Genomic DNA, 9,928 nt, shown 5'->3' with positions numbered 1-9,928 from the left:
GATTAAAGGAGTGTTTTAATGAATTATGAATTAGTAGAAACATTTGCTGTATTAGCGAAAACGATGAATGTAACAAAAACAGCAGAAAAGCTTTTTTTATCCCAGTCTACTGTGAGCTATCGATTAAAAGCTCTCGAAGATGAGCTGGGTGTTACGTTAGTCGAAAGGGACCGAGGTTTTAAACATATAAAATTAACGGACCATGGAAAATACTTTCTCTCGATTGCATTAGAATGGCAGAATATTAATGATAAAATTCAGAATTTCAGTTCTTCTCCATTCAAAAAAACAGTATCCATAGGAGTAGTTGATAGCGTTAATAACTATTTGTTTTCAAGGATTTATCAAGAAATACTTAGAAATAACTCCAATGTACAGTTAACGGCAAAAACTCTCCATACAGCTGAAATTTATGATCAAATCGAATCCAGAATTATTGATATAGGGTTCGCTCTTAACCATATCACCTTGCCTCAAATTGAATCAGTAAAAATATTAGAAGAGGATATGGTGTTAGTTACTAAAGGAAAGGACTTTGCTAATTTAAAGGAAGTCGATCCGCAGGAACTAAATCCTAATAATCAAATCTTTATAAACTGGGGTGAAGATTACTTAAACTGGCATAATAAATATATACAACATAATTCTTCACCTAAATTAATCACAGATTCTGCTTTGTTGTCATTTGAAATACTTGATGAAGATTCTTGGTTCATTGCCCCATATAGTGTTGTTAATAAATTGAGGGAAAAGTTTCCTGTCCATCTGTTACTGTTTAAAGAGTTAGCACCAAAAAGAACTATTTACATGATTAGTAATAAAAATCCACTTTACAGTAATAGGGATGCGATCAGTGAATTTAAACAACTTATTAATCATTACATGATTGCACAGGTAAGATGGCAGCAAGAGTTTAAAGAAGGTTTATTAAAACCAAGCTTGTAAACTTTGTTTTTGGATGTTATTTGTAATGTGTTCTATCAAGCCCTTGAATTACGCTAATTCTTAGCATATTCAAGGGCTTTTTTTTTTTAAGCATTCAATGTAAATATTAATTTACTCTCATTAATTATCGACAATAATCAAATTTGTCGATAATTAACATGTAAAAATACCGTTTTTAATTAATGTAAGCGATTGCTACTATTAAATTAGATTTTCGGAAATAAAACTATAAACCTAATTTAAGGTGGCGAATTAATTATGCAAACATTTAATCGTACTTTTGAAAGACCGGCCAAAGAATGGAATGGAAAATTTGCTAATATAGCTACACCAATCATTGGTGATGTAATGGGCAGACAGAATATCATGGATTTTAGAATTAGACCGATCTGGTCAGGTGCTCGTTGCGTTGGACCTGCTTTAACTGTTATGACTTATCCTTCAGATAACTTAATGATTCATCTGGGAGTTAGTTTAGCACAAGAAGGCGATATTCTTGTAGTTGATGCAGGAAATTATCCAAATGCAGGTCTATGGGGAGAAATCTTAACAATTAATGCAATGTACCGTAAAATTAGCGGCCTCATCATCGATGGCGGAGTAAGAGATATTAAAGAAATTGAAGAACTGGGTTTTCCAATGTTTGCATCTGGAATAAACGCTCGGGGTGGTTACAAAAGTAATCCAGGAACAGTAAATATGCCAGTATCTTGTGGAGGAGTGGCAATTTGCCCAGGAGACTTAATTGTAGCGGATGAAAACGGTGTAGCGGTAATTCCAAAGGCGGATATTGCAGAAGTTTATGAAAAATGTCTAGCAAAAATTGAGGCAGAACAAAAAATCATGAAGCAACTTAGACAAGGAAAAGATACGTTAGAAATCATGAATATGGAAAACGAATTGGATAAACTTGGGATTCTAGTAAAATAATCTGGGTGAGGCGACTTTTAAATGAAAACATTTATTTTTGACCCCATTGATCCAAGTGCATTACAATATGCAAAAGAAAAACTAGATGTAGTTACTTGGACTGATAAAGAGATTAATAATTATTCGCTCGCGGAAGCAGTGATTGTACGAACTTTTAAAATGACAAAAGAAGTAATCGACCAAATGCCAAATCTTAAAATTATCGCAAAACATGGTGTTGGCGTAGATAATATCGACCTGGATTATGTTAAAAGTAAAGGGATTAGAGTTACAAACACTCCCCAAGCCAACATGCACTCCGTGTCTGAATTAGTTATTGCTCTTGCATTAAATTGTGCGAGAAAAGTCAGCTTATCTCAAAAATTAGTAGAAAAGGGGATTAGCAAAAATTCTCCCGTTGAACTAGCAGGATTTGAATTACAAGATAAGACAATCGGCTTAATAGGATTAGGACGAATTGGATCATTAGTTGGCCATAAATTAAACGCTGCCTTTAATATGAATGTATTAGTTTATGATCCATATACAACCCAATCAAAATGTCAAGAAGAAGGCTTTACTAAATATGAGAGCCTAGAAGATTTATTAAAAGAAAGTGATATAGTTAATATTTCGGTTCCATTGACAAAAGAAACGGAAAATTTGATTTCAGCACGTGAGCTCTCACTTATGAAAAAGAATGCTATTTTAATTAACACTGCAAGAGGAAAAATTATTAATGAACAGGACCTCTATCATGCATTAAAAAATGGTGAGATTTTTGGTGCTGCATTAGATGTTTTTGCAGAGGAACCGATCTCGATAGATCACCCATTATTAACATGTGATAATTTCATTGGAACCCCTCACAATGGTGCAAACACTGTTGATGCACTAATTCGTATGGGTACAGGAGCTGTGGATGAAATTGTTAGAGTAATGAAACATATGGAGGCCTTATCAGTCATTGCATAAGCATGTTAAATAATTGATCGAAAAAGATCTTCAATATTTAAAACAAAAAAGGCATTAAAAAAAATGCCTTTTTTGTTTTAATCAACTATGTTCTAGCTGATCTTAATTATGCTCATAAGAGGATACCGGTTCATTCCATAGGTATAAATCAGATGAAGCTTATCTAGTAGGAGAAGTGAAAAAAAAGATTGATGCCTATTTAGACATTGAAGGGATTATCGAGATTGCAAAGGCACATGATGTTGACGCTATCATCCCGGATATGGATTTTTATCAGAAAGTATCCATTTTTAAAAACGTTGTGAAGATGAAGGGATTATCTTTATTGGCCCTAAATCAAAGCATTTGGATATGTCTGATGATAAAAGTAAAAGCACGTCATAAGGCGGTTGCAGCAAATATTCCCGTTATTCCAGGAACGGATGGCCCAATTGGCAGCCTGGAAGAAGTGAAGGCTTTGGAAGAGACCATGGCAATCATTTCAATTAAATGATCACTATATTGTTTACCAGAAATATCGAAATGGATCGGAAAGTGGTATTTGAAGAAGCAATATAACTTTAGGAATACCATGAGTAAAAGAAAGTACTCTTACGAAATTGATGAACTAGAGCAACTAGTTTGTTCTAACATTAAGACCTTCCTATACATTAGGAAGGCTCAGACTGGCGACAAATCCAGAAAATTAAGGGTTTGATGGCAGTCTTTTTTGCATAATTGGGATATTGATCATTATTTGAGGGGATGAAATGCTAAGTAAGAATACACTGATAAATCAATTTCTACTTGTTATATCATTGAAACGAAAGGGATTATCCGAAAAAGAATCGTGGTCTAATGGATAAAGAAAGGATGACTGAACTTATCCAACAGTATTGAATAAAAGTCGGATTCTTTCATAATTTCACTATCTTCATCGATAGTATGCGTCAAGAAAGTACATACTTGTTTCATGATTCATATGAATATATAATACGTTCAAATCAAAGTTAAGGAGGGATAAAAGAAGGAGAAAAATCGGATCTTTGGATTACCGAAAATTCCGGCTATGATTACTGCATAATCAATTTAGAGTATAATCACTATTAGTTTAAGCAGGTTGTATTTAGAAATAATAGGTTTATAGGGGGAGATTTATTGACTGAAATTACAATATGGGTCGCATTTGCAGGGGGATTATTAGCATTTATTTCTCCTTGCTGCCTACCTTTATATCCATCGTTTATCTCTTATATTACTGGTGTAACAGTGGGAGAAATAAAAAATCAGCAAAGTCATTCTAATACTAGAAAAATAGTCCTCTTACATTCTATTTGTTTTTCCATCGGCTTTACAATTGTTTATTTTGCATTGGGTTTTTCAGCGAGCTTCATCGGAAAAATCTTTTCTGACTATAATAATTTAATAAGAATGCTAGGTGGCATTTTTCTTGTAGCAATGGGGACCTTTATGTTAGAAATTTTCAAACCAAGTTTTTTAATGAAGGAACACCGCTTCCAGTATACAAAAAAGAAAGTGAAATTTTTAAATTCAGTTATTGTGGGAATTGTTTTCGGGGCAGGGTGGTCTCCTTGTATAGGACCTATTTTTGGAGCGATTATGTATACTAATATCATGTATCCTACCCAAACTCTTTTTAATATTGCTGCCTATTCATTGGGGTTCTGTATCCCATTTATAATAATGGCGTTTTTCATCAGCAAGACAAAAGTAATATTAAAATATTCAGCGTTACTAATGAAAATCGGTGGCGTTTTAATGATTCTCATTGGATTAATGATATTTTTTGATAAAATGACATACATAACGATATGGGGTTCTCAAATACAGTATTTTTTTGAGGACATGCTCAGCAAATAAACATATGAAACTCTCAACTAATTAACAAGTATGAATGCGGCCAAATTTAGCCAGCAAAACGGGAGTTTGTTATTAAAACAAACTCCCGTTTATATATATTGGTTCTACAAGGTAGTTTTAACTTTTTGCTGCAGGAATTCGTCAGTCGTAATTACATTGGCATACATACCGTTAAGTGCACTGACAAACGCATAATGAACCTGTTCAGCTGGTACGACTTTATCTTGATAAGATAACTCCCTTGTCGCACATGCATCTTCAATAAGTGTGGTTTCAAAGCCTAAATCCACTGCAGCTCTGACTGTTGCATCAATACACATATGTGTCATCATACCTACAACCACTACCTTGGTTACTCCTTTTTCCTTTAATTTGCTTTCTAATTCAGTCTTTAAAAAGCTGTTAGGGAAATGTTTTCTGATAATACTTTCGTGTTCTAATGGTAGAACACTTTCATGTAGTTTAACTCCCTCCGTATCTGGAAGAAAGAAGCCTGCCTCTGGACTATTTGCGATATGCTGGACATGAAAAATATGATCTTTGTTATTTTGTCTAAACCAATCAAGAACTTTAGCAGCATTAGCGGCTGCTTTATCAGGATTGCTTAACTCCATCTTTCCATTTGGAAAATAGTCATTTTGAATATCGACAATGATTAAAGCTGTGCTCATTTGTTTCACCTCATTTAAAAATTAAGTACAATAAAATAATAAATAATATCTTGATTTTTATCGATACTTTGATGAAACACTTTTAGATTAAATGATTTCACGGTGAAAGGAATTTATAATGGATATCGATCAAATTGATTTTCAGATTCTCCGGTTACTAACCGAAAATTCACGTGTCCAATGGAAGGACTTGGGCGAAAAAATTCATATGACGGGGCAGGCAGTAGGAAACCGTATTAAAAAACTTGAAGATAGTGGTGTCATTAAAGCCTACTCACTAATAATCGATGAAATGAAGCTGGGATTGATCTTTACCGCGTTTGTCATTGTTCATATGAAATCAGCAAATCATGATGCTTTTATTCGGTTTATTAAAGATCGAAAAGAAGTAGTTGAAGCTCACCGAGTATCTGGGCAAGGCTGTTACCATTTAAAATTAAAAGTTAAATCCCAAGACCAATTGAATCAACTTCTCAATAAACTTCTCGATCATGGGAACTATAATTTAAATCTATCCATACAGGAAATTAAACAACAACACTCTTTGAATAGCATATTACAATAAATGTTTGCTCTTACCCGTTAATAGGAAAACCAACCAACTGAATGATAAAAACAGCAAAAAGGTATAATTCTCTCCGATTTTGAGAGTATTATACCTTTTTTGCTTAGGGAGACATCCATATTGTAGAATTTCAACATTTCTATTTTTTACTTTTCTTTATTATGCTCCCCCCACTGGCACATTTCTTGGATAATAGGCCAAAGACTTTGCCCTTTTTCAGTAAGGCTGTATTCGACCTTTGGAGGAATTTGTGGATATTCCTTACGATGAACTAAACCATCGTTCTGCATTTCCTTTAATGTAGAACTGAGTGTTTTATAGGTTATCTTCCCTAGCATACGCTGAAGTTCATTATAGCGGACTGTACCGTTCCTTGATAAATAGTAAATAATTAGCAGTTTCCATTTACCGTTAATAATGGAGAGTGTATAGCCAAAAAAAGGTTCTTGGCTTTCAGAAATTTTCTCGTTTCTATCAGACATATTAACAGTGGATCTTTTTATCATTACACTATCCTCCTAGATAGTATGCGTCATAAAAGTGCATACTTGTTTGTAAATGTATATTGACTATATAATACATTCGAATCCAAGTAAAGGAGGATTCAAATATTTGTTTTTTAAGAGAGTGCTATATGAATTAATGTTTTTCAACTATGAAAAACATCATTAGGAGGATAAATTAAGTATGTTATCACAACATTATCAAGACAACATAGACACATTACTAAAGAAAATCCAAGAAGCTGAGGCGATTGTGGTTGGTGGCGCTGCTGGGATGTCTGAGGCTATTGGACATAGTTTTTATCATACTGATACAAATTTTCTAAAACATTTTGGAAAATTTGCAGATAAATATGGTATTAAAAACCTTTTTGAGGGCTTTTATTACCGATTTTCTACAAGAGAAGAACGGTGGGCTTTTCTTGCAACTGAAATCAAATTTATATATGATGCCGAAGCCGGTCGCCCATACCTTGACTTATTGCAACTACTTCAAGGCAAAAATTATTTCATTGTTACAACGAATCAAGACTCACAGTTTTCCAAAACTTTCCCTGAAGAAAAAGTATCCCCAATTCAAGGTGATTTGCGTTATTTTCAATGCGGTTCCCGTTGCCATGATCAGGTTTATTATAATAAAGAGCTAGTTGAGAACATGTATGCAAACATAGATGGAACCAAAATTCCAACAGAATTAATTCCATTATGTCCAAAGTGCGGGCAGGAAATGGAACCATGGGTGCGCTCTTATGTATTTCTGGAAGGTAGCTCTTACAGAAAAGAATTAAGAAAATACAATGAGTTTCTTATAAAAAACAAAGATAAAAAGGTTCTCTTTCTGGAATTAGGTGTGGGAACCATGACACCGATGTTCATCAAAGAGCCATTCTGGAACATGACTTACAGTTGGCCAGGCGCATTCTATATTACCATCAATCCAAAGGACGCATTGCTGCCAAGGGAACTGAAGGATAAGGGACTCGCCATTCATGAAGATATTGCCGTGGTATTGCAAGGTGCTTTGAACAAGAGAGAAAAAAGAGATATGGATATTGGATAAGTACTGAGCCATACGGCTTCGCATTACACGAATTCAATAAGCAAAATTGATTCATCAAAATGTTGGATTAAAAATGGGGGTTCATATGGAAGAGAAGTATCAAGAAGTTTTAAGCAAAATCAAGAAGGCTGACTACATTGTAATCGGCGCAAGTAACGGCCTAACCATTTCGGAAGGTTATAATATCTTTGAAGAGGATTCGTCCTTTCTGGAACATTTTGGTGATTTTCGTAAAAAGTATGGTTTTCGTAGTATCCTACAGGGATCTTTTTATCCATATCTTTCGGAGGAAGAAAAGTGGGCATTTTTTAGCCGTATGTACGCCTACTTTTTAAACAACAAGGAAGCTAGTCCTGTTATGAAGAACCTTTATGAACTGGTGAAGGATAAAAATTATTTTGTGGTTACCTCTAATACAGATTCTCATTTTACACTGGCAGGATTTCAAAAGGAACGCCTTTTCGAAATAGAGGGCAATAGTCGGTATTTGCAATGTTCTCATGGTTGCCATAATCGAATTTATCCAGGTGACGAAATATTGAGTAAAATGGCCCAACACCAAGAGAATGGAAAAGTCCCTCTGGATCTTATTCCTATGTGTCCAGAGTGCGACGGCCCAATGCAAGTCCATGTCGAAGTCGATCGGTATTTTCTAAGAGGCCAGTCTTGGCAAACAAGCTATCAGGCTTATCAGGAGTTTATCCATAATGCTCATGGTAGAAAATTAGTCCTGCTGGAATTAGGCGTAGGTGCCAGAAACCAATTGATTAAAGCCCCATTTATGAATTTAACTAGCATAGAGGAAAATGCAACCTATATTACTTTTAATAGAGGATCCGAGCTTTTTATTCCAGATGTAATTGCTTCTAAATCCATTGGGATCGACGGTAATATTGCGGAAGTGTTACAGCATTTGGTGCAGATGAAATAAGCTGTTTATTAGAATCGTTCATAAGGCTTTTTGATTGGTTGGCAGACAGGATCATTCGGAACATTCGCTAGAAACATCATTCATGCAGTATTAGCACTATTTTTTGTCTGGTCACCCAAGAGGTGAGAATCGATAAATCCAAATATTCGCATTTCCTATTAGTATTTTACCTGATATTGAATAAAGGAGTAGGGGAACATTGATTGAAAAGCATTATACCATTAAATCGAGTACGGGATTTGCCCGTCCAGCAAGAATATTGGTAGAAATCTCTAATAAATATTTATCAAAACTAGTTCTCGAATATAAGAGGAATTCTGTTGAATTAAATTACTCACTTCACTCTGTAATGGAAGTTATGTCTTTGGGAATTATACCTGGTTCTCAATTTATTATAAGGGCTAAAGGGGTTGACGCGCACCAAGTTTTACAATTGATAGAGGACCATTTTAATAAAATGGATTTAATAAATTGAATTAGATAGATGACAAAAAAGTATTATTTTGTAATTTAAAAGGAAATTAATTACATAATTCATAAAATATTCACAGACCTAGCCTGCAAATTAATTTACAATACAGTAAAAAAGCAGTTATTGATAGTGTTAATGTTAATAAAGGGAGAATTCCTGTAATTTTCTAAGGAAAAGATTATATTTTGCTTAAAAAATTAATATGAAAATTAATTAATTTTAATTTCATTGGAATCTATATATTGAAGATTTTAGTATAGTTGCTAATTTTTCAAATAATAATAGTATAATTTGGAGATGATGTTTATGATGTGGACAATAATTTCAATTATTCTTATTAGTTTACTAAAAATATTAGTAACTTGTCTTCCAACCGGTACAGTTGAATGGTTAATTAAGAAATTTGAGACTCATTCAAAACTTAATGTCGAAAATATCACTTTAACTATAGACGGAAAATACCTGAACGGTGAAGAAAAAATTAAAGTGATTAATGAGTTTAATGAGGCTACCTTTATAAAGAAACATTACATATTCCCGGGGATGGAAGAAGTTATTTTAAAGCCGGAGGATAGTAAAACACCCATAATTATTAATACTAAAACAGGCAAAAAAGAAGTTAGGTTATTTTTATATAGATACAATGACCGCGTGGATGTTGTTAAACAGTATAACAAGAAATTGGTGGCATATAGTTTGTTGTCTGAAAATCTTCAAAAACTGTCTGTTTAATAAACTAAGGCTCAGTTAGAAAACTGAGTCTTTTTATAATCCCTGATATGGTGTGATGGTTCCTTCGGAACAATTATAACGAAACACAACCTATTTGGAACATATAAAAGACACATTGAAAAAAATTTCAAATAATTTCCCATTTTGTCAACATCCCTTAAATCAATATACTGATACTTATCTAGATGATGTGAAGCAGGCGTCGCGAAGTATTACTTTAGAAGAATGGAAAATTGTGGCTTCTTCTTTCCAAGGTACTTCTGGAAGACATGAATTTAGATTGCAATTTGATAAGGTAAAAGATT

The 9,928-nt window shown here is 33.8% G+C and carries 12 protein-coding genes; 10 read left to right on the top strand and 2 right to left on the bottom strand.

Annotation, left to right across the window (positions count from 1 at the left end):
• Positions 1-18: 18 nt before the first annotated feature.
• The 5 genes from V7077_RS20950 to V7077_RS20930 all read left to right on the top strand — a co-directional run bounded on the left by V7077_RS20950 (position 19) and on the right by V7077_RS20930 (position 4,689).
• Positions 19-945, top strand: coding sequence for a LysR family transcriptional regulator (locus tag V7077_RS20950; RefSeq protein WP_335505495.1), 927 nt, complete (start codon positions 19-21; stop codon positions 943-945).
• 258 nt (positions 946-1,203) lie between these two features.
• Entirely contained in the window at positions 1,204-1,875 is a 672-nt protein-coding gene (locus tag V7077_RS20945; protein WP_335505494.1) for a 4-carboxy-4-hydroxy-2-oxoadipate aldolase/oxaloacetate decarboxylase, read from the top strand.
• A 21-nt stretch (positions 1,876-1,896) separates the two neighbouring features.
• A complete protein-coding gene (locus tag V7077_RS20940) occupies positions 1,897-2,829 on the top strand; it encodes a hydroxyacid dehydrogenase (RefSeq protein ID WP_335505493.1) in 933 nt (310 codons plus the stop codon).
• Positions 2,830-3,004: 175 nt separating this feature from the next.
• On the top strand, positions 3,005-3,322 hold the full coding sequence (locus tag V7077_RS20935; protein ID WP_335505492.1) for a hypothetical protein: 318 nt from the start codon (positions 3,005-3,007) through the stop codon (positions 3,320-3,322).
• A gap of 644 nt (positions 3,323-3,966) precedes the next feature.
• Entirely contained in the window at positions 3,967-4,689 is a 723-nt protein-coding gene (locus V7077_RS20930; RefSeq protein WP_335505491.1) for a cytochrome c biogenesis CcdA family protein, read from the top strand.
• Between the two features lie 104 nt (positions 4,690-4,793).
• On the opposite strand, the gene V7077_RS20925 is transcribed toward V7077_RS20930, so the two are convergent.
• Positions 4,794-5,360 carry a cysteine hydrolase family protein gene (locus V7077_RS20925; protein ID WP_335505490.1) on the bottom strand — a complete coding sequence of 189 codons (567 nt, stop codon included), beginning with the start codon at positions 5,358-5,360 and terminating at the stop codon, positions 4,794-4,796.
• A 118-nt stretch (positions 5,361-5,478) separates the two neighbouring features.
• Between V7077_RS20925 and V7077_RS20920 the strand changes: the two genes are divergently transcribed.
• Positions 5,479-5,925, top strand: coding sequence for an Lrp/AsnC family transcriptional regulator (locus V7077_RS20920; protein ID WP_335505489.1), 447 nt, complete (start codon positions 5,479-5,481; stop codon positions 5,923-5,925).
• 146 nt (positions 5,926-6,071) lie between these two features.
• Here the strand turns inward: V7077_RS20920 and V7077_RS20915 are convergent, their stop codons facing one another.
• Entirely contained in the window at positions 6,072-6,407 is a 336-nt protein-coding gene (locus tag V7077_RS20915) for a winged helix-turn-helix transcriptional regulator (protein WP_420489691.1), read from the bottom strand.
• 205 nt (positions 6,408-6,612) lie between these two features.
• Between V7077_RS20915 and V7077_RS20910 the strand changes: the two genes are divergently transcribed.
• The 4 genes from V7077_RS20910 to V7077_RS20895 all read left to right on the top strand — a co-directional run bounded on the left by V7077_RS20910 (position 6,613) and on the right by V7077_RS20895 (position 9,623).
• Positions 6,613-7,488 (top strand): hypothetical protein, encoded by an 876-nt coding sequence (locus V7077_RS20910; RefSeq protein WP_335505487.1) that lies wholly within the window; start codon positions 6,613-6,615, stop codon positions 7,486-7,488.
• An 85-nt stretch (positions 7,489-7,573) separates the two neighbouring features.
• Positions 7,574-8,419, top strand: coding sequence for a hypothetical protein (locus V7077_RS20905; protein ID WP_335505486.1), 846 nt, complete (start codon positions 7,574-7,576; stop codon positions 8,417-8,419).
• A 199-nt stretch (positions 8,420-8,618) separates the two neighbouring features.
• Entirely contained in the window at positions 8,619-8,894 is a 276-nt protein-coding gene (locus V7077_RS20900) for an HPr family phosphocarrier protein (RefSeq protein WP_335505485.1), read from the top strand.
• A 303-nt stretch (positions 8,895-9,197) separates the two neighbouring features.
• Positions 9,198-9,623 carry a YfmQ family protein gene (locus V7077_RS20895; RefSeq protein WP_335505484.1) on the top strand — a complete coding sequence of 142 codons (426 nt, stop codon included), beginning with the start codon at positions 9,198-9,200 and terminating at the stop codon, positions 9,621-9,623.
• Positions 9,624-9,928: the final 305 nt, after the last annotated feature.

Origin of the sequence: Neobacillus vireti, assembly GCF_036962465.1 — a bacterium.
GTDB lineage: Bacteria > Bacillota > Bacilli > Bacillales > Cytobacillaceae > Neobacillus > Neobacillus vireti_B.
This window is presented reverse-complemented; position numbering and strand designations above follow the sequence as displayed.